Source organism: Paenibacillus sp. FSL M7-0420 (assembly GCF_038002345.1).
Taxonomy (GTDB): Bacteria; Bacillota; Bacilli; order Paenibacillales; family Paenibacillaceae; genus Paenibacillus_AQ.
Window position 1 is genome coordinate 828277 of record NZ_JBBOCJ010000001.1, and the last position, 20101, is coordinate 848377.

The 20101-nt window shown below is 54.7% G+C and carries 14 protein-coding genes and 1 riboswitch; of the genes, 12 read left to right on the top strand and 2 right to left on the bottom strand.

The genetic code is table 11. The features are described from left to right. The first annotated feature begins 171 nt into the window (after positions 1-171). The 11 genes from MKX51_RS03535 (at position 172) to MKX51_RS03585 (ending at position 17859) form a co-directional block, all read left to right on the top strand. Positions 172-1026: a glycosyltransferase family 2 protein gene (locus MKX51_RS03535; RefSeq protein WP_076078988.1), complete on the top strand. Its 855-nt coding sequence runs from the start codon at positions 172-174 to the stop codon at positions 1024-1026. Beyond that, positions 1013-2203, top strand: coding sequence for a glycosyltransferase family 4 protein (locus MKX51_RS03540; RefSeq protein ID WP_340991220.1), 1191 nt, complete (start codon positions 1013-1015; stop codon positions 2201-2203). Before MKX51_RS03535 ends, MKX51_RS03540 begins: the two co-directional genes overlap by 14 nt. Beyond that, complete coding sequence (locus MKX51_RS03545; protein ID WP_340991221.1) at positions 2200-3339, top strand: glycosyltransferase family 4 protein; 1140 nt, start codon at positions 2200-2202, stop codon at positions 3337-3339. The genes MKX51_RS03540 and MKX51_RS03545 overlap by 4 nt, the downstream gene beginning before the upstream one ends. A gap of 101 nt (positions 3340-3440) precedes the next feature. Beyond that, positions 3441-4541 carry a glycosyltransferase gene (locus tag MKX51_RS03550; RefSeq protein WP_340943840.1) on the top strand — a complete coding sequence of 367 codons (1101 nt, stop codon included), beginning with the start codon at positions 3441-3443 and terminating at the stop codon, positions 4539-4541. 4 nt (positions 4542-4545) lie between these two features. Then, positions 4546-5886, top strand: a complete 1341-nt coding sequence (locus MKX51_RS03555) for a UDP-glucose dehydrogenase family protein (protein ID WP_340943837.1) — start codon at positions 4546-4548, stop codon at positions 5884-5886. A 1228-nt stretch (positions 5887-7114) separates the two neighbouring features. Next, on the top strand, positions 7115-8488 hold the full coding sequence (locus tag MKX51_RS03560) for a sugar phosphate nucleotidyltransferase (protein WP_340991222.1): 1374 nt from the start codon (positions 7115-7117) through the stop codon (positions 8486-8488). Between the two features lie 137 nt (positions 8489-8625). Then, a riboswitch (cyclic di-GMP riboswitch) is annotated at positions 8626-8706 on the top strand. Between the two features lie 14 nt (positions 8707-8720). Next, complete coding sequence (locus tag MKX51_RS03565; protein WP_340991223.1) at positions 8721-11069, top strand: PA14 domain-containing protein; 2349 nt, start codon at positions 8721-8723, stop codon at positions 11067-11069. Between the two features lie 189 nt (positions 11070-11258). Beyond that, on the top strand, positions 11259-12785 hold the full coding sequence (locus MKX51_RS03570; protein WP_340991224.1) for a glycosyl hydrolase: 1527 nt from the start codon (positions 11259-11261) through the stop codon (positions 12783-12785). Between the two features lie 76 nt (positions 12786-12861). Next, positions 12862-15546 carry a discoidin domain-containing protein gene (locus MKX51_RS03575; protein WP_445321981.1) on the top strand — a complete coding sequence of 895 codons (2685 nt, stop codon included), beginning with the start codon at positions 12862-12864 and terminating at the stop codon, positions 15544-15546. A 130-nt stretch (positions 15547-15676) separates the two neighbouring features. Further along, positions 15677-17155, top strand: coding sequence for a potassium/proton antiporter (locus MKX51_RS03580; RefSeq protein WP_340943826.1), 1479 nt, complete (start codon positions 15677-15679; stop codon positions 17153-17155). A gap of 248 nt (positions 17156-17403) precedes the next feature. After that, entirely contained in the window at positions 17404-17859 is a 456-nt protein-coding gene (locus MKX51_RS03585; RefSeq protein ID WP_340943825.1) for a Dps family protein, read from the top strand. A 56-nt stretch (positions 17860-17915) separates the two neighbouring features. Here MKX51_RS03585 and MKX51_RS03590 read toward each other — a convergent pair whose 3' ends face one another. Continuing rightward, positions 17916-18620, bottom strand: a complete 705-nt coding sequence (locus MKX51_RS03590) for an AIM24 family protein (protein ID WP_036723116.1) — start codon at positions 18618-18620, stop codon at positions 17916-17918. 12 nt (positions 18621-18632) lie between these two features. Continuing rightward, on the bottom strand, positions 18633-19124 hold the full coding sequence (locus MKX51_RS03595) for a hypothetical protein (protein ID WP_340991225.1): 492 nt from the start codon (positions 19122-19124) through the stop codon (positions 18633-18635). A 208-nt stretch (positions 19125-19332) separates the two neighbouring features. On the opposite strand from MKX51_RS03595, the gene MKX51_RS03600 reads away from it, so the two are divergent. Beyond that, positions 19333-20019 carry a M50 family metallopeptidase gene (locus MKX51_RS03600; RefSeq protein WP_209879442.1) on the top strand — a complete coding sequence of 229 codons (687 nt, stop codon included), beginning with the start codon at positions 19333-19335 and terminating at the stop codon, positions 20017-20019. The last annotated feature ends 82 nt before the right edge of the window (positions 20020-20101 follow it).

Genomic DNA, 20101 nt, shown 5'->3' on the forward strand with positions numbered 1-20101 from the left:
GAACGTAGAGAAAATTTGGAGCTGTAGGAGCGAATGCGTCCGCCTTTGTGTTTGGATTTCTACCGCGAAAAGCGGTTCTAATCAGGAAATCTAAACACAACAGCGGCCGTAAGCCCAAACTTTTCTCGGAGCGACGACACACACCGGACCATCAGAAGGAGGATACCTATCATGGATTCAGTAACAAGCGTGCTTGGCGGCCGGGGAAGCTACCCGATCTCGGCGGTCATCATTGCCCAGGACGACGAAGTTCGGATATCCAAAGCCATTCAGTCCTGCCGGTTATTCGCCGATGAGGTGGTGGTAATCGACGGAGGAAGCACAGACGGGACCGTAGGGCTATCCGAGAGCCTGGGATGCCGGGTGTATGTCAACCCATGGCCCGGATATGCGAAGCAAAGGGAATTCGGAGTGGAACGTGCCATCCATGATTGGGTCTTCCTGATTGATACCGACGAAGTGGTCAGCGAGGAGCTGGCCCGGGATATCCTGGAGCGCAAGCCGGGACTGACCGATGCTACAGTGGCGTTCTCGCTGTACCGGATTGGCGACTTCCTCGGCAAATGGCTGGATAAAGGCGAGTATCTGGTGCGGCTGTATAACCGCAAGGAATACGGTATCCGCAACTCTCTGGTGCATGAGATGCCCGAGGTGTCCGAGGAACGGACGGTGAAGCTGAACGGAACGCTGTGGCATCAAGGCTTCCGCAGCATCAACGATCATGTCGCCCGGTTCAACAAATACACTGATCTGGAAGCAGAGAGTGCGTTCGCCAGCGGCAAGCCGTTCAAGCTGAGCCACCTGCTCCTGCGTCCGCCCGCACGGTTCCTGCAGAAGTATTTCCTGCATGGCCTGTTCAAGAAAGGCATCTCGGGCTTCGCGGTATCCGTCTTCTGGGTGATGTATGAATTCATGGTCGGCTTCAAGCATTACGAATTACACAGCGCAGGCAGGCTGGCCCGGCATAACGAAGCGGGTCAGGCCGAGCAGGAGAACAAGGGGGAGAGAAGCTATGTCGTACAATGACGGACTCAACATTATGACGACCGGCCTCAGCTGGCCCTCGTTACAGCCTGGAGGACTGAACACCTATTTCAAATCCGTGTGTGAGCAGCTCTCCTCACGGAACCGGGTGCATGCCCTGATCTGCAGCCAGGAAACGCCGGAGACGCCGAAGGAACTGATCATCCACAACGCCGGTGATCCGAAGGAGACGATCTGGAAGCGCAAGGATGCCTTCCAGCGCAAGGCGGCCTCCCTGATGGGAGATGGCAGCGGGCGGATTGATATCCTCTACACCCACTTCGCCCCTTATGGCATCGGGCCGGCGATTGAAGCGAAGAAGCGGGGCATTCCGGTCATCATGACCTTCCACGGCCCGTGGAACGAAGAGATGAAGATCGAAGGTCAAGGCATCAAGCATAAGGTCAAAACAACGATTGCCAAATCGATAGAACATAAGGCTTACAAGCTGGCGGACAAATTCATCGTCCTCAGCGAATACTTCCGTAACATGCTGCATGAACTGCACGGTGTGCCGCTGCATAAGATCACCGTCATTCCGGGAGCGGCCAATGTCGAGCGGTTCACACCCGCCCCCAATCGGCTGGCGGTCCGCCGGACGCTGAATCTGCCGGAAGGCGCAACAACGGTCCTGACCGTCCGCCGGCTGATGAACCGGATGGGGCTGCTGCAGCTGCTTGAAGCCTGGAAGCAGGTGGGAGAGCGGTTCCCGAATGCGATTCTGCTGATCGGGGGCAAGGGCCCGCTGCGCGGGGAGCTGGAAGAACGGATCGCCGATTACGGGCTGGGCAACAAGGTCCGCCTGCTCGGCTACATTCCCGATCATGAGCTGGCCTCCTATTATCAGGCAGCCGACATGTTCGTCGTCCCTTCCCAGGCACTGGAAGGCTTCGGCCTGATCACCGTTGAGGCCTTGGCCTCGGGACTGCCGGTGATGGCTACGCCGGTTGGCGGCAACAAGGAGATCCTCCAGGGCTTCCGGCCGGAGCTGCTGTTCAAGAGTGCGGCCAGCGATGATATGGCGGAAGGCATGATCCATATGCTGAGCAACCGCAAGCTGCTGCCGGGCCGGGAGGAATGCCGGAATCATGTGCTGGAGAAGTACACCTGGCAGCATGTAGGCGACAAGATTGAGTCTGTATTCCTCGAAACCTTGGGAAAGGGTGTGAGCGTAGGATGATCAAAGTCGCTTATATCGACCACACCGCCAAATGGAGCGGAGGAGAGGTCGCCCTGTTCAACATCCTCACCAACATTGGTGAGCAGATTGAGCCGCTGGTGATCCTGGCGGAGGAAGGCACGCTTGCCGAACGTCTGCGGGAGAAGGGCATTGATGTCCGCATTATCCCGCTGGATGAGAGCATCCGCAGCCGCGGCCGCAATGCCGTGAACCTCGGCGCTCCGGCGGCAGCGATGAAGCTGCTGGCTTATGGCCGCAAGCTTGCCCCGCTGCTGAAGGAAGAGAAGGTGGATTGTGTGCATACCAATTCATTGAAATCGGCCTTCTACGGAGCCGTCGCTGCCAAAAAAGCGGGCGTGCCGCTGATCTGGCACATCCGGGACCACATCGGGGCGCCTTATCTGAAGCCGGTTGTCGCCAAGGCGATCCGGCTGCTGTCACGCCTGCTGCCGAACGGGGTCATTGCCAATTCCCACTCCACGCTGAATGCGCTGGAGCTGCCGCGCTCGAAGAAGACGCTGGTCGTCTACTCGGCGTTCGCCAAGGCAATCGGCGAAGGGATCGGCAAGCGGGATCAGAAGGACTTCAATGTCCTGCTGGTCGGACGGCTTGCCCACTGGAAAGGCCAGCATATTGTGCTGGAAGCGGCCAAGGCCTTCAAGCACGACAGCCGCGTGAAGTTCTGGCTGGCCGGTGACGCTCTGTTCGGAGAGGAAGAATACAAGCAGGAATTAATTGCGCAGATGCAGCAGGGGGACATCACCAATGTCAGCCTGCTGGGTCATGTAGATGATATACAAGGACTCATGAACCAAGCGGATCTGTTGATCCATACGTCGATTACCCCTGAGCCGTTCGGCCAGGTCATCGTCGAAGGCATGGCAGCCGGACTGCCGGTGATTGCCTCCAATGAAGGCGGACCGGTGGAGATCGTGGTTCCTGGTGAGACAGGACTGCTGATCCAGCCGGGAGATGCTACTGTACTTGCAGACTCCATCACCTGGATGCTGAACCATCCCGAAGAGCGTAGACGGATGGCGGACAATGGAATGAGACGGGTGAAAGAGCATTTTGTCATCGAGAACACGGTCAAGGATATTGTCGCTTACTACAAAGGTCTGCTGGCAGTTACCTGACCTTCCCGCTCCATAATGCTTAAGGCTTGCATCATATCTGTCTCTAGCCATGCGTGTACTGCTTAATGATGCTGCTCCATAAAACTTTGAGGATGATTCACATGAAAATTGCGATAGCGCACGATTATTTAATCCAGATGGGCGGGGCGGAACGGGTGGTGGAGGTTTTTCATCACATGTACCCGGAGGCTCCGATCTTCACAACGGTTTTTAACGGAAGCCGCCTGACCGATAACCTCAAAGATGCCGATATCCGGGCCTCCTGGCTGCAGAAGATTCCGGGAGTGAAGCGCAACTTCAAAGGGGTGCTCCCGCTCTACCCCATGGCTGTCCGCGATTTGGACTTCAGCGGGTATGATATCGTTCTTAGCTCCAGCAGTGCTTTTATGAAAAGCATCCAGGTGCCCGAGTCCACCTTCCATCTGTGCTACTGTCATACGCCGATGCGCTTCGCCTGGGACTATGACACGTACATGGAGCGGCAATCGAATTCCGGATTATTCAAAAGACTGCTTAAGGTGTATATGCAGCGGCTCAAGAACTGGGATCAGCGCACCTCCAAAAATGTGAACCAGTTCGTCGCCAACTCCTCAGTCGTGAAGACGCGGATTCAGAATTATTACCACCGGGATTCCGATGTGATTTTCCCGCCGATCAATACGGCCCGCTTCACCAGCTCCCCGAGCATTGGCGATTATTATCTGATTGTCTCGCGGCTGGTCTCCTACAAGCGGATCGATCTGGCGGTGGAGGCGTTCAACCGTAACGGTCTCAAGCTGTATATTGTCGGGGACGGACCGGACAGGAAGCGTCTGGAAGGCATGGCCAAGGGGAATGTATCGTTTCTGGGCCGGCTGGAGGATCAGGAAGTCACAGGGCTGATGTCCCAGTGCCGGGCGTTTGTTTTTCCCGGGGAAGAGGATTTCGGTATTACGCCGCTGGAGGCGAATGCCGCAGGAAGGCCGGTCATCGCCTATCAGGCTGGGGGAGCGCTCGACACGATTATTCCATACGTTAACGGCGTGTTTTTCCAGCACCAGGAAGTTGATGATTTGCTTAAGGCCATTGATGAGGTGGAGTCCTATGCGTGGGATATCGACCAGATTATGGGCCATGCACGCAAATTCGATGAGCAGGCGTTTATGGTTCAGTTCAAGCAGTATGTGGAACAGGCCTACGTCAATTTCCTAAAAGGAGGATGAAAGTATGAAACTCGCAGTTATTGGTACCGGCTATGTAGGACTTGTATCAGGCGTATGCTTTACCCTAAATGGAAATCATGTCATCTGTGTGGATAAGGATGAGGAGAAAATCAATAAGCTGAACCGGATGGAATCTCCCATCTATGAGCCGGGCATTGAAGCCCTGATCGAAATGAATCTGCGCGAGGGGCGGCTGAGCTTCTCGTCCGATCTTCAGGAGTCGGTCCGCCGCTCCGATATCGTCATTCTGGCCGTGGGTACACCCTCCCTGCCGGGCGGCGAAGCCGACCTGAGATATATCGAAGGGGCGGCTGCCGAGATTGCGCAGGCGATGGAAGGCTACAAGATCATTATGACCAAGTCAACTGTTCCTGTCGGCACCAATGAGCGAATCCGCCAGCTGATCTCCTCCCTCACGAATCATCCCTTCGATATCGTCTCTGCGCCTGAATTCCTCCGTGAAGGCTCCGCAATCCGCGATACGCTTCATCCCGACCGGATCGTGATCGGACTGGATAATCCGGCGCTTGAGCCCACGATGCGCGAGCTTCATCAGGGATTTACGGACAACGTATTCGTCACGGATATCCGCAGCGCCGAGATGATCAAATATGCTTCGAATGCTTTTCTGGCGACGAAGATCTCGTTCATTAATGAGATTGCCAACATTTGCGAAAAGGTAGGAGCGGATGTCACCGAAGTCGCAGGCGGCATGGGGATGGACCAGAGAATCGGTTCGACCTTCCTGCAGGCCGGTATCGGTTATGGCGGCTCATGCTTCCCGAAGGACACCAACGCGCTGATCCAGATTGCCGGTAACGTGGATTATGAGTTCAAGCTGCTCAAATCCGTCGTTGAAGTCAATAAAGGCCAGCGCTTCATGATTATCTCCAAGCTCCATGAATCGCTCGGCAGCCTGCGCGGCGCGGTCATCGGCATCTGGGGGCTTGCGTTCAAGCCCAATACCGATGATGTCCGTGAGGCCCCGGCCCGTGAGATCGTCGAGGCGCTGGTCGCCGAGGGCGCCATCGTGAAGCTGTATGATCCCATCGCTGCCGAGAATTTCCGGCGCGAGTACGATCACCCGCAGCTCCGCTGGTGCGGGCTGGCCGAAGAAGCTGCCGAGGGCAGCGATGCCGTCTGCCTGCTGACCGACTGGAGCCAGTTCAAGGAGATCAACCTGCACGTGCTTGCGGGCACCATGCGCCGCCCACTGCTGATCGACGGCCGCAATGTCTACACCAAAGAGCAGATCGAAGGCACCGGCCTCGAATATATCTCCGTTGGCCGCCCGCAGATGGGCGGGCTTAGCGGATTCTCCGCCAGCGTGGCTGGCGCGGTCTAATCTCTCTGGCGGAGTGCGCCGGCAGTGGGCCGCACGGCGAATGAGAGGGATAAATCCCATTAAATGCGCCGAAAGCGGGCTGGACGGCGAAATGAGAGGGATAAATCCCCTTGAATGCGCTGAAAGTGGGCTGAACGGCGGAATGAGAGGGATAAATCCCATTAAATGCGCTGAAAGCGGGCTGGACGGCGGAATGAGAGGGATAAATCCCCTTGAATGCGTCGAAAGTGGGCTGGCCGGCGAAATGAGAGGGATAAATCCCATTGAATGCGCTGAAAGTTGGCTGGAAGCGGAAATGAAGAGCACAAGTGCACCTGAATCGCGGGGAAGTTGGCTAAATGAGTAAATGAAGAGCACAAGTGCACCTGAATCCCGGGAAAGTTAGCTAAATGAGTAAATGAAGAGCACAAGTGCACCTGAATCTCGGGAAAGTTGGCCAAATGAGTAAATGAAGAGCACAAGTGCACCTGAATCCCGGGAAAGTTGGCTAAATGAGTAAATGAAGAGCACAAGTGCACCTGAATCCCGGGAATGTTAGCTGAACGAGCAAATGAAGAGCACAAGTACCCCTGATTTCCCGGATTCGAGCCAAATGGAGCAACTGAGCAGCACTAGTGCCTAGTACTTAACTAACCAGCTTCTGCCGCCGCGAACTTGTGCGGCAAGCCCTTGGCACAAGAGTCTTGGATTCCGGTCTTGAATCTTGGTCTTGAATTCTAATGTCTTGGAACTTGTTCTTTCCAGCCGCTAACTCAGCGGCGACGCCTTGGAACAAGCGGCACTTAAGAGTCTTTGAGCTTTTGAATCTTTCTCCGCCGCAACAGTAGGCGGCAACCAGGGATTCACTGTCGTGAAGGCAGGCTGCCGGCAACCAGGATTTCAACTGCTGCTGCCGCAAGTATAGCGCGGCAGCCCGGCCCCCTTGCCGCTACAACAAGCCGGCAATATCGGATCTTTAGCCGGGAGCTTCGCCTGCGGGCGAAGCGGATGTAAAAGCACAGCCTGTTATGAAATGGAGCGGAGAGGAATTTTGGAGCTGTAGGAGCGTTAGCGTCCGCCTTTGTATTTGGATTTCTACCGCGAGAAGCGGTTTTAATCAAGAAATCCAAATACAACAGCGGCCGTAAGCCCAAAATTCCTTGCAGCGACCCTCATAACAGGCGGGATTTTAAATTACAATTCCAGCAACAAGAAATACCCAATAACAATACGATATGGAGGGTTCACTATGAAACTAGTACTTCTATCAGGCGGCTCCGGCAAGCGGCTCTGGCCGTTGTCCAATGACTCACGCTCCAAGCAATTTCTGAAGGTACTGGAAAGCCCGGCAGGTGAACCGGAATCGATGGTACAACGGGTATGGAGACAGCTGGAGGAGAACGGCATGGCCGGGTCCTCTTATCTGGCGACCGGACGCAGCCAGGTGGAGATGATCCAGAGCCAGCTCGGCAGCGGGGTGCCGATCATCGTGGAGCCGGAGCGGCGGGATACCTTCCCGGCTATTGCGCTGACGGCGGCCTACCTGTATTCCATCGCGGGGGTGTCCCCAAGCGAGACCGTGGCGATTCTGCCGGTGGACCCATACGTGGAATCCTCCTTTTTCGAAACGGTGCTGCAGCTGGAGAACACCATGCTGGTGAGCGGGGCGAACCTGGCGCTGATGGGCGTAGTTCCCGAGCATGCTTCGGAGAAATACGGCTACATCATTCCAACGGGCGCAGATGCGGGAGCGAATGGTTACCTGCAAGTGAGCCACTTCCAGGAGAAGCCTGACCGTGTGCAGGCCGAGGAGCTGATCAGCCGGGGAGCGCTCTGGAACTGCGGAGTATTCGCCTTCCGTCTGGGCTACCTGCTGGATATCCTGCAGCGCAAAGGGCTGCCGCTGAATTACGAGGAGCTGCAGAAGCAGTATAAGCTGCTGTCCTCCATCAGCTTCGATTACGAAGTGGTAGAGAAAGAAGAGAACATCGTCGTGCAGCCTTATGCCGGATTCTGGAAGGACCTGGGTACCTGGAACACCCTGACCGAGGAAATGACCAGCAACCATGTCGGCAAAGGCTTCATCACCGCTGATTCCGAGGGCACCTGCCTCATTAACGAGCTGGATATTCCGATTACGGTCATCGGGGCGAAGGATCTGATTATCGCCGCCAGCCCGGACGGCATTCTGGTGACACACAAGGCCGAGAGTCCGCGGATCAAGGAAGTGCTGAAGACTTTTGAACAAAGACCGATGTACGAGGAACGCCGCTGGGGACACTACAAGGTGATCGATTATGTGAAATATGATGAAGGCAACGAGGTGCTGACCAAGCGGATTTTCATCAATGAGGGTAAAAATATCAGCTATCAGCTGCATCACAAACGCAGTGAAATCTGGACCTTTGTCAGCGGCGAAGCAAGCATTGTGATTAACGAGAAGATGCACAACGTGAAGGCAGGGGATGTGGTGCGGATACCGGAAGGGACCAAGCATGCCATTCTTGCTCTTACCGATGTGGAGTTCATTGAGGTGCAGACAGGCTCTGAGCTGGTAGAGGAAGACAATATCCGTATTACTCTGGACTGGGAGGATATCGCTCTACATCAGTTCATTTCTTAGGTCTAACTTATCTATTTAACCAATTGTTACAATTTTAAATCAGGTATTGAGAACTATTTTTTAGACAAATTTTGTTTTTACTCTACATTAAATTTGCATATCGACGATACTTACGGTAAGAGGGATTGATCCTTCCAAAACGACAATGGCAAACCTAATCGAAAGATAGGGACGCAAAGCTATAGGGCCTTCGCAAGAGTGGCAGCCTGGCTACCGAAAGGAAGAGAATATTGTGAAAACTTACCGTAAGTCTCGTTTGCTCTGCGCTGTGCTGTCGCTGGCCGTGGTATTGTCTGCTGTACCCGTGGGATTGGGAATCGCCCCGTCCACTGTCAAGGCTGCCTCCTCTACAGGAGCGCCCGTGAACCCTAATGCCTCAGCCGAGGCGGTCAAGCTGCTGAACAATCTGTATGATATCTCGGGAAATGGAATTATTACAGGGCAGCATGACTATTTCGAGAGTCCGGATGAGCTGAGCAACAAGCTAAAGGGAACAAGCGGACAATACGCCGCACTGCATGGTTATGAGCTTGGAGCAATCGGTGGACAGAGTGAGAGCGGAGTCGCTGCACAACGCAAAAATATTGTCTGGAGTGCAACGAACTGGTCCAGAGCGGGCGGCATTGTCGCCATGACCTTCCACCAGAACCTGCCGGGCACCAAGTACGAATGGTCCAATGTGCAGAAGTCAATCAGCCAGGCACAATTCAACAAATACGTAACCCCCGGTACTACAGAGTATAATGCGCTGATCACCGATCTGGATAAAGTAGCCGTCTCTCTGAAAAGCCTGCGGGATGCCAAGGTTCCCATCCTGTGGAGACCGTACCATGAAATGAACGGCGGCTGGTTCTGGTGGGGGAAGAAAGATAATTTCTCAGCTCTATGGAATATTATGTATGACCGTTTCGTAAACGTTCATCAATTAAATAATCTGATTTGGGTATGGAACCCGAATGCGCCGAATGCCAACTCTGATCCCTATGCACGGACTTATCCGGGTGCGGACAGAGTGGATGTGCTGGCAGCGGATATATATAATAACGACTACTCGAATAAATATCATGATGATCTGACCAGCCTGGCTGGCGGCAAACCGATCGGCATCGGCGAGAACGGTGAAATGCCGAATATCTCGAAGCTGAAGCTGACCCAGCAGAATTACGTGTTCATGATGAACTGGGGCAAGATGCTCTATGAGAATAACAGCACGGCTACGATCAAGAATTTCATGAATGACAGCTACACACTGACCCGTGACCAATATAAGGCCTGGACTGCTCCAGTGGCGGCCCCTAAGCCAACCGCAACACCGACGCCTACAGCAACACCAGCGCCTACAGTAACACCGACACCAACGGCAACCGCAACGCCGACGCCAACAGCAACGCCAACCGCAACATCGGCACCAACCGTTGCGCCGATTCCGAAGCCGGTCCCAACCTCCGGTGATACGGAGAGCAAGCCTGGCCAGAATGGGTTGCTTGGAGAATACTTCAAGAACATGACACTCTCGGGGACACCGGTTATGGTGCGTAACGATGAGGTCATCAGCTTCAATTGGCGTCAGAGTACTCCTAATACCACACTCGGCGTGGACTACTTCTCGATCCGGTGGACCGGCCAGATTAAGCCGGCTTACAGCGAGACCTATCAGTTCTATACTACATCGGATGACGGTATCCGCTTATGGGTGAACGGCACAGCAGTCATTGACAGCTGGGTCAAGCAGAGCGGAACTGCCCGCACAGGAAGCATAGCCTTGACTGCCGGGCAACTGTACGATATTAAGGTAGAGTATTATGAGAATGCAGGCGATGCGAATGTCCATCTGATGTGGCAGAGCCCCAGCCAGGTGAAGGGAACCGTACCTGCAAGTGCGCTTTTCTCCAGAGCAGGCAACACATCCATACCTGCTCCGGCTGCAACAGCAGTACCGACAACGGTACCAGCAGCGACAGTAGCGCCAGCACAGACAGCAACGCCGGCACCAGTAACGACACCAATGCCAACACCAGCACCAACACTGACGCCAGCACCGACACCAACGCCAACGCCAACGCCAACACCGGTGCCTACGCCGACAGCGGCTCCCGTTCCTTCTCCTACAGCAACACCGGTGGATCTGCCGGTAGAAGTTCCTGCTGCCAATGGACTGTACGCGGAATACTTCAATAACATGACGCTATCGGGCGAACCCGCTGTAGTGCGTACCGATGCTGTGCTTGATTTCAACTGGCGCCAAGGCTCGCCGGATGCCGCCCTCGGCATAGACTTTTTCTCTGTCCGCTGGAGCGGGAAGATGAAGCCGCTCTACACGGAGACTTATCAGATCTATACCCATTCCGATGACGGTATCCGCGTACGGGTGAACGGTGAGCTTGTGATTGACAGCTGGGTGAAGCAGAGCGGCACCGAACGCATGGGCAGCATCAGCCTGACCGCAGGCGAGCTGTATGATATTCAGGTAGAGTATTATGAGAATCAAGGGGATGCAAAAGCGCGGCTGATGTGGCAGAGTCCAAGCCAGGCCAAAGGAACCATTCCGGCAAGCGCGCTGTTTCTCCCTTCCGCTTCGTAAGCTCATAAGGTCCGCAGCTGTGTTCAACATTGGCGCTGTTACTGGTTAAGACGTTACAATTATAAATCCTGCAAGCCACTCTTAATGGCCCTGCTTACCAGCAGGGCTACTAAGCTATAGACGACCATCCGGGAAGCGTAACCGCTCCGGGGTCTGCCGAAGCGGTGTGGCTGGAGAAAGGAGATTACATTGAACACTAACCGTAAGTACAGGCTATTTACAACTGTTTTTCCTCTTATCCTTATCCTTTCATTGCTTCCATGGGGGGAAGGGCGCAGTCTTCCGGCAGATGCCAAGATTACCACACTGGCCGCCCCTGCCGCCGCTCCCATTAAGCCCATTAATCCTTCGGCCTCCAAGGAGGCTTCCGCACTGTTAAGCTATCTCCACGATCTCAGCGGCAAGGGCATGATATCCGGCCAGCATGATTACCTGGAGAGCCCCGATGAATTCAATAATAAGCTCCGCACCACAACCGGCCGCTATGCCGTTCTGCATGGCTATGAGCTGGGAGCCATAGGTAACCAGTCCAAGGCGACCATTGCCAAGCAGCGTCAGGCTGTCGTGGACAGCGCCATCCGGTGGCATAAGGGCGGCGGCATTGTCGCCATGACCTTCCATCAGAATCTGCCGGGAACTGCGCCGGTATGGACCAATGTGCAGAAGCCGCTTAGCCAGAATCAATTCAAGCAGTACGTCACTCCCGGAACGCCGCAGTATAAGGCTCTGATTGCCGAGCTGGATGAAGTGGCCAAGTATCTGGGTGAGCTGCGGGATGCCGGAGTTCCCGTGTTATGGCGGCCCTATCATGAGATGAACGGCGGCTGGTTCTGGTGGGGGCAGAAGGATGACTTTGTGAAGCTGTGGGACCTGGTCTATGACCGCATGGTGAATACGCATAAGCTGAACAATCTGCTGTGGGTGTGGAATCCGAATGCCCCCAACAAGTCGTCTGAGCCGTATGCCGCCTATTTTCCCGGCACCGCCAAGGTGGATATTCTGGCCGCCGACATTTATGACAATGATTTCAAGCAGTCTTATTATGACAGCCTTCTGAAGCTTGCGGACGGCAAACCGATAGGCATCGGGGAGAGCGGAGAGCTGCCAGACCCTGTCATCATGTCTCAAAAACAAAGCAAATGGGTATATACGATGACATGGGGCAAGATGCTGGTGGAGAATAACCCGACCGTGAAAATTCAAAGCTTCATGAACCATAAATATACGGTCTCGCGGGAGGATTACAAGCTCGCAGCGGGTGCCAAAACCCATGCGGCGGCTGTAAGCTCAAGGAACGGTCTGAGAGGCCAGTATTATGGCAATATGGACCTGTCCGGCACACCGCTGCTTACCCGTAACGACAGTACCATTCAGTTCAACTGGCATGGGAATTCACCGGCATCCGGCCTTCCCAAGGATTCATTCTCGGTACGCTGGACCGGGACCCTTAAGCCTCTCTACAGTGAAAAGTATACGTTCACCGCTTCTTCGGATGACGGCATCCGCGTATGGATCGGCGGCAAGCTCCTGATCGACAGCTGGAAGAACCAAAGCAGTGCGAGCAAGGAGGGCAGCATCACGCTCTCTGCGGGTACCCCCTATGCTATCAAGGTAGAGTATTACGAGAACCGCGGGGATGCCAGCGTCAGTCTGATGTGGAGAAGCCAGAGCCAGAAGCAGATGATTATTCCCCAGAGTGCGCTGACGCTTCCTTAAGGAAGCCGCGCAGAGGAAGAAGCGTGACGTTAGCCCGGTGCAGCACAGAATTCCGGAAGAAAGCGAGGACAAGGGAATGAGGACTAGAGTTCAAAAGAAACCCAGTAAATATCTCCACAGGCTACTAAAATTTGCAGCACTGATCATCTTGATTCTGTTGTCCGTCTCTGTCTTCGGAGATTACGGGACCAGGGACGGTGAAGCAGATGTGGATCTGTCTTCATTGTCGGCGGCCAAGGATGCCGGTCCTGAGATGCCGGAAGGAACGGTTCTATGGAAGCTTGGCAAGCATGACGGCTCTGCCGGTGAGTTCAAGGCGGCAGGGTCAAGCGGGGTGAAGAAGTCGCTCAGCATAGCCTCAACCACTGCCAGGTCGGCAGAGCTGAAGTCACTGCCCTCCGGCCTGCACGGGGAGACCAACCCGGAGCTGCGGATTCAGTATGAGCTGGATAAGATCCCGGAGCACGGGGTCTTATTTCGCGTGAGCATTATCGATGCTTACAAATCCGTTCCCCAGATGAGCGTGTTCTCCAACCGTCAGCTCTCAGGCATCATTCAGATCGCCGGGATTGCCGGAACAGGCAGCAAATACGACTTCCGCAAAACCTATGAGCTGTACATTCCCAAAGAACAGCTCATCAGCGGCACCAACGAGCTGACGCTGCGGACGGCCAGGGGAATCTATTCCTCAGAGGCTGAGGATAAGTACAACTGGTGGACATGGGATAATCTGAGTCTGGAGGCGCTGAAATCTCCGATTAAGGAGCCGATTCACGGCAGCTATACGCTGACGGGGACGGTGGTGAATAACAAGCAGTTTTATTTTGACGAGGGGGCGGTTACGCATCTGCCCTATATTATGAAGTGGCTGGGCGTAGCCTATAGCGGCAATATCATGCGGACCAGCTGTGCCAGCGATGTGGGCCGCTCGTGTGAGAATATGGAGGAGTATTACAAGGTCCTGAAGGATTACAATATGCAGGCCGTAGCGCTCTATCTGTACACAGGCGATATCAAGCTGAAGGCGGACGGATCGCTGCCCGAGGATGCCGAGAAGAAGCTGACGGAATATTTCCAGAAGTACAGCCCGTACTTCCAGTATTACGAGGTGGATAACGAACCGGGTCTGTTCAACCGTTCCAAAGCGGTCAATCTGGCCATAGCCGGGTGGCTGAACAGCAAGGGTAAGACGATCGCACCGCATCTGCAGACGGTTGCACCCGGATGGGCCTACTGGCCGGGCTACAGCGAAGACTCGTGCGGCAATCAGAAGGGGCCGGTGAAGCAGTGCGGAGACCCCGACGGCTGGGAACGCGATCCGAAGCAGCGCGATGAGCTTGAAGCGGTAACGGATCTGACGAATGGCCATTCTTATGGGGATTCCTATATTTTCGGACAGGGCGGGAGCTTCACGGAGAACCTGAAGACCTTCGGGGGCTCGCTAGACGGCCTTAGCAAAAAAATGCTCGCCACCGAGTTCGGCACCTCGGACTCCCATGTGGACGCGTATCAATATGGGGCCAAGGAGCGGACTTCAGCGGTGTTCGACCGGATTATGCGGGCACATATTGGCTATGCCGAGATGTTCGTGCAGCATGCCGCCTTTTTCAAAAATTTCAGCCTGTTCAAATACGGCTTCAATCTGGAGGATCATGATCCGGCGGCTACAGAGATCTACTACACCAAGGAAGGCGAAGAATCCCGCGTCAGTATCATGCGCAGGCTGGATCTGGCTTATGCTACACACGGCGCTCCGCTGACCTACCAGATCAGTAATAAGGAGGAGCTGAAGGATAAGCTGGTCTACGTAAGAGCAGTGGACACCTCCACGCTTGAGCCGCTGGCGGGCAGCAAGGCGACATCCAACAAGGTGCTGGTGAACTTCGTCAATTTCGAGAAGACGGAGCAGACCGTTAAGGTCAAGGTCACTATGCCGAAGAAAACGGAGTACGAAGGAGAACGGTTTGGCAAGGGCGATACTTATGAGGAGGCCCGCAGTTATGTAACCGGCAGAGCCGCTTCGCCGGAGCTGGAATTCACGGAGACGCTGGCTCCGGGAGAAGGCGTACAGTACATTCTGGAGCCTTCCTCCGAGGTGGCGGATACGGCGCCTCAGGGCCTGAAGGCGACTGCTGTCAAGGGATTATCGATGCATCTGAACTGGCTGGAAGCCCCCGGAGCAAGCTATGAAGTGCTCCGGGCGGACGGCCCGGACGAGAAGCTGAAGGTCATCGCTACAGCAGTGAAGGGAACCGAGTACAACGACAGCAAGCTGAAGGAAGGCACACTTTATACTTATGCTGTAAGAGTGTCCGGCTCTGGTGTGATGTCAGAGAAGACACAGATTACAGCAACCGGACTTGTCCCGCTGGACCGGGCAGGCTGGAAGGTGACGTCCAGTGTGAGTAAGGAGGCTTCCAATCCGGCAGGTGCCATTGACGGAGACCGGCGGACCCGCTGGGATACGGTCAAGCATCAGGCTTCGGGGGAGTACTTCCAGATTGATCTGGGCGCAGAACATACGGTAGAAGCTATAGATATGGATTACCCTTTATCGCCATATGATTATCCGCGCGGCTACACTGTCCACGTATCGGAGGATGCCAAGAGCTGGAGACAGGTTGCAGCGGGCAAAGGCCAGCTGGAGAAGACCAAGATTACGTTTGCTCCGGTCAAGACCCGGCATATCAAGATTACCCAGACAGGCTCCGGCGGCAACTACTGGTCCATTCAGGAGCTGCAGGTGTATTCAAGAGAATGAAGGACGGCATAATAACCTCCGTGGAATTCAGCCCACCGGGGTTTTTTTCTATCTAACGAATCATACACATACTATAAAATACATGGGGCTAAGGCGAATACCCGCTCCCGGGAAAGGTGTGAACCGGTTCATGACTCATCTTGCAGATCAAATCATCCTGCTGCTGGCGGCTTTGCTGCTGATCGCCGTGCTCTCCACCAAATTCTCCACCCGTTTTGGCATGCCTGCCCTGGTCCTGTTTATTGCAGCCGGCATGGTACTCAGCCATTTTATTTATTTCAACAATGCTTCGCTCACGCAGATTGCCGGCATTTTTGCCCTGGTGGTGATTCTGTTTGAGGGCGGGATGCAGACGAGCATGAAGGATATTCGCCCGATTCTGAAGCCGGCGTTGTCGCTGGCTACACTCGGAGTGCTGCTGACTGCGGTGATCGTTGGTGTTTTTGCCAAATTTATACTCGGGGTGCCCTGGGCGGAGAGCTTCCTGTTCGGGGCCATTGTCGGCTCCACAGATGCGGCGGCGGTATTCTCCGTGCTGGGCGGCAAAAATATCGACAAACGGCTGACCTCGACGCTTGAAGCCGAATCCGGCAGCAATGATCCGATGGCTGTATTCCTTACCGTGTCGCTGATTGAATGGGTGCAGCACCCGGATACCGCAGTCTGGAGCCTGGTGCTGTCGTTCTTCTGGGAGATGGGGGTAGGGCTGCTGGTCGGGATCATCCTCGGCAAGCTGGCAGTGTATCTGATTAACCGGATTAATCTGGACTCCACCGGGCTGTATCCGGTCATGGCGGTAGGCTTCGCAGTTCTGACTTACGGGGTCTCGGCTATGGTGCACAGCAGCGGACTGCTTGCCGTCTATGTCATGGGGCTGGTGCTGGGGAATTCCGAGCTGATGTACCACCGTACCATTATGAATTTCAGTCATGGCTTTGCCTGGATGATGCAGATTGCCATGTTCATTCTGCTCGGGATGCTGGTCTTCCCGCAGGAGCTGGCGGCTGTGGCCTGGCAGGGGCTGCTGCTGTCAGTGATTCTGATGGCCCTGGCAAGGCCGCTCGGCGTATTTCTTAGCCTGCTCGTGTCCCGGTTCTCCTTCCGTGAAAAGACACTGATCTCCTGGGCCGGGCTCCGGGGAGCCGTCCCGATTGTCCTGGCGACCTACCCGCTGCTCGCGGGGCTGCCGCATGGCAGGCTGTTCTTCAATGTCGTATTCTTCGTTGTCCTGACCTCGGCAGTGATTCAGGGAACAACCATTTCACCCCTGGCCTCGCGGCTGAGGCTGGTGGGCCGGGAGCATGCGTCCCAGCCATCCTTGATGGAGCTTGTTGCGCTAGGGAAGACGGATTCCGAATTCAATCATATCGGAATCGACCGGCAGATGGCGATATCCGGCATGCAGATTGCAGAGATCGGCCTGCCGGATGATATTCTGTTCACGGCCATTATACGGAACAAGAGCATCGTGACACCGCATGGCAGCACGGTGATTGAGCCCGGAGATACGGTATATGTGCTTAGCCCCAAGAGCAAACGGGAGGAGATGCGCACCATCTTCCGCAGCGGCCTGGGGCGGGCGGCAGAGGCGGATATCCCTACGGTATAAGGGACATCCTACGGGAGGGATGGAAGCTTCTCTTCCGGTTCAGGTGATTTATGTCAATCCATGTGCTTTTGCAGAATTGTGATTCAAATTATAGGATAGCCTCCCGGAGGAGTGCTAGAATGTGCAGTACATCAAGGATGCAGCACATTAGATTGCAATACGGCAAAAAGTATGTTAAATTGTATATAGATTTAGAACGAGTCTAAATACAATAAGTTGCAAAATACACATTCCGGGAGGTTATTTAAATGAGTACACAAGTTAACAGCCACACTGCACTGCATGCTGTTCTGAACCGTCAGACCGCGAACTGGACGTTGCTGGGAGTGAAGCTGCATCACTACCACTGGTATGTCAGCGGAACCCAATTCTTCACTCTGCATGAGAAATTCGAAGAGCTGTACAATGAAGCTGCGGGTTATGTGGATGAGCTGGCGGAGCGGCTGCTTGCGATCGGCGGACGTCCTGCTTCTACGATGGCAGAGTACCTGAAGCTCTCCAGCCTGAAGGAAGCTGCCGGCGGTGAGAGCGCCAAGGAAATGGTGGCACAGCTGGTTCAAGACTTCGCTGCCGTAGCTGAAGAGCTGAAGCAGGGCATTACTAGCGCAGAGGAGGTCAGCGACCAGCCTACCGCCGATCTGCTGATCGGAATCCGGACAAGTGTAGAGAAGACATCCTGGATGCTGAACGCTTACCTGGCGTAACTCCGGCATAAGACATATAGAAGAGCGCCCGCGTTATACATGCGGGCGCTCTTTGCTTACTTAATAAATACACCGCCGAAGGGCAGCGCCTCCCGCAGGAAGCGCTTGATAATGCCGTCTTCATTATTGTCGCGCTCGAAGCGTCTGCTCTGGCGTCCGGCCTGGAACAGCACAGGCCCGTGGCCGGTCATCTTCCAGTGATAGCTCATATGCTGGCTGGCGAGATGGTTGCCGTACACCGTCAGCTCAAGCTTGGCATTCTCGGGATAAGCGATAATGCTTCCGGCATCGACATACAGCGGATCGAAGGGATGCAGCTCGGCTTCGCAGACCGTGCCCTCCGTCAGAATGCCGATGCTGCCGCGGCCGGAGAATTTGACCTTGACGATATCCCGGGTAATCAGCATGTTCTTCATGCTCAGCACTCTCGTCTGCATCGTGACACCCTTGCTGTAGAAGAAGAGATGCCTGAAGTCGTAGAGCAGATCGCTCTTGCTGTCGAGCTGGATGGTCTTGACCCGGTAGCCGGGCGGCAGCGCGGCTGTGAACCGGCAAGGGCCGGTCAGATCCGCCCGGATCAGCTTGCGCTTGCGGTACATGCCCTTCACATCCATGAACCGGTCGGCCCGTCCCGCCGAAGGGCCCTGGTAGGCAATAATCTGCTGCGGATGCAGCACATGGACCTCCTCGTTCTCCTGAACGGTAAAAGCAACCGCCTGTCCGCTGCCGCTGTCGCCTTCATCCTGAATGTCAATGTTCATTCTTCATCCTCCTTAACGCAGCCGGTCGCTTCTTCTGGAGCGGTGCCGCATCGTGAAGCGCAGCACCCGGATCAGCAGGAAGTAGCCCAGCAGAAGAGCAATCCCGGAGATGACTGTCACCTTGATCCGGTTGAAGTAGTTCTCTCTCGCCGTGCGGTCATTCTTCAGCTCGTCCACGACCTGGCTGAGCTGGCGGTTCTGCTCCTGCAGGGCAGCATTCTGGGACTGATACGTCTGCATTTGCTGCAGGCTGTCCGTCAGCTGGTCCTTGGCTTCACCGAGATCCTCCTTCGTCTGCTGAAGCTCTTCTGCAGTCTTCTGGTAACTCTCCTGCAGCTTGGTGACTTCTCCGGGAAGCTCCGAGAAGCTCTGTATTCCATTGTATATATCATTCAGATAATTGGCCTTGGCCTCGGGGGCAGGCCAAGTGAGAGTAAGGCCAAGCATAAGCAGGGAAGAACCCAGCAGCCTCAGCATCACTCCTGTTACCCGTCTTTTCATCAACTGATCACCACCTGTTAGAGCTAATTGTCCTCCTATTTTATCATAGCTGCTTGCTGTTTGAACAACCCGGGCGGCTGTAGGCATAATTACCCTTTGTGTCTATGGAGAGAACCAAGAGGTAATACAGCGTTAAGGCAGGGATGGTTTCCATAATATTGAGTGTAACTGCAAATTAACGTATACTGTGAACGGAAAGGGGCTGTATTCAATGAATAGATGGCTCAAAACACTGTTGTTCCTGGCGGGCTCCGCCCTGTTGACCCGGTTTATTCCGTTCTCCTCCTTATTCCGTAATCTGGATACCATGTTCCATGAATTCGGCCACGCGCTGATGACTCTGCTGCTCTCCGGCAATGTGCTGCGCATTGAGCTGTATTCTGATCACAGCGGTGTGACCTATTCGGCGATTGCTGCCGGAGGCAAGGCGATCCTGGTGTCGCTGGCGGGTTATCCTCTGGCTTCACTGTTCGCGTTGCTGCTCTTCTATTTCTATAGTAGAGATAAGCGGGAATGGGGGCTTGTTCTGACCAGCCTGGTCGCGCTGATTATGCTTGTGCTGTATGTACGGGGCGGCTTCGGAATGATCTGGCTAAGCGGCTTCATTCTGCTGAATGCTGCGATGCTGTTCCTCTGGCCGAAGGTCAGCAAGGTGTACTATCTGTTTCTTGCGTTCCTGACTCTGGAGGAGTCTGTGATGGGGACCTTATTCCTGGTCTATGCTTCCGTCGTGACGCCTTCCCGGGCAGGGGACGCGGCGAATCTGGCCCGATTGACCATTTTACCGGCCCCTGTGTGGTCACTCCTGTTCTTCCTCTTCGCATTGCTGTGTGCAACCTGGGCCCTTGGGCTGTTCTTCCGGCATGAGAAGGCGGGCAGACGGGTCCGATTGATGTAATGCGTAAAACTTTGTTCGTCATATTTTGACAAAAGAATAGACTTTCATAAAGAGGCAATCACCTTTTGGGGTAGGTTGGCTC

What these genes read in the sequence shown, in the direction of transcription:
- MKX51_RS03535 (WP_076078988.1), top strand. Translation starts at nt 172, where the DNA reads ATGGATTCAGTAACAAGCGTGCTTGGCGGCCGGGGAAGCTACCCGATC.
- MKX51_RS03540 (WP_340991220.1), top strand. Translation starts at nt 1,013, where the DNA reads ATGTCGTACAATGACGGACTCAACATTATGACGACCGGCCTCAGCTGG.
- MKX51_RS03545 (WP_340991221.1), top strand. Translation starts at nt 2,200, where the DNA reads ATGATCAAAGTCGCTTATATCGACCACACCGCCAAATGGAGCGGAGGA.
- MKX51_RS03550 (WP_340943840.1), top strand. Translation starts at nt 3,441, where the DNA reads ATGAAAATTGCGATAGCGCACGATTATTTAATCCAGATGGGCGGGGCG.
- MKX51_RS03555 (WP_340943837.1), top strand. Translation starts at nt 4,546, where the DNA reads ATGAAACTCGCAGTTATTGGTACCGGCTATGTAGGACTTGTATCAGGC.
- MKX51_RS03560 (WP_340991222.1), top strand. Translation starts at nt 7,115, where the DNA reads ATGAAACTAGTACTTCTATCAGGCGGCTCCGGCAAGCGGCTCTGGCCG.
- MKX51_RS03575 (WP_445321981.1), top strand. Translation starts at nt 12,862, where the DNA reads ATGAGGACTAGAGTTCAAAAGAAACCCAGTAAATATCTCCACAGGCTA.
- MKX51_RS03580 (WP_340943826.1), top strand. Translation starts at nt 15,677, where the DNA reads ATGACTCATCTTGCAGATCAAATCATCCTGCTGCTGGCGGCTTTGCTG.
- MKX51_RS03585 (WP_340943825.1), top strand. Translation starts at nt 17,404, where the DNA reads ATGAGTACACAAGTTAACAGCCACACTGCACTGCATGCTGTTCTGAAC.
- MKX51_RS03590 (WP_036723116.1), bottom strand. Translation starts at nt 18,620, where the DNA reads ATGAACATTGACATTCAGGATGAAGGCGACAGCGGCAGCGGACAGGCG.
- MKX51_RS03600 (WP_209879442.1), top strand. Translation starts at nt 19,333, where the DNA reads ATGAATAGATGGCTCAAAACACTGTTGTTCCTGGCGGGCTCCGCCCTG.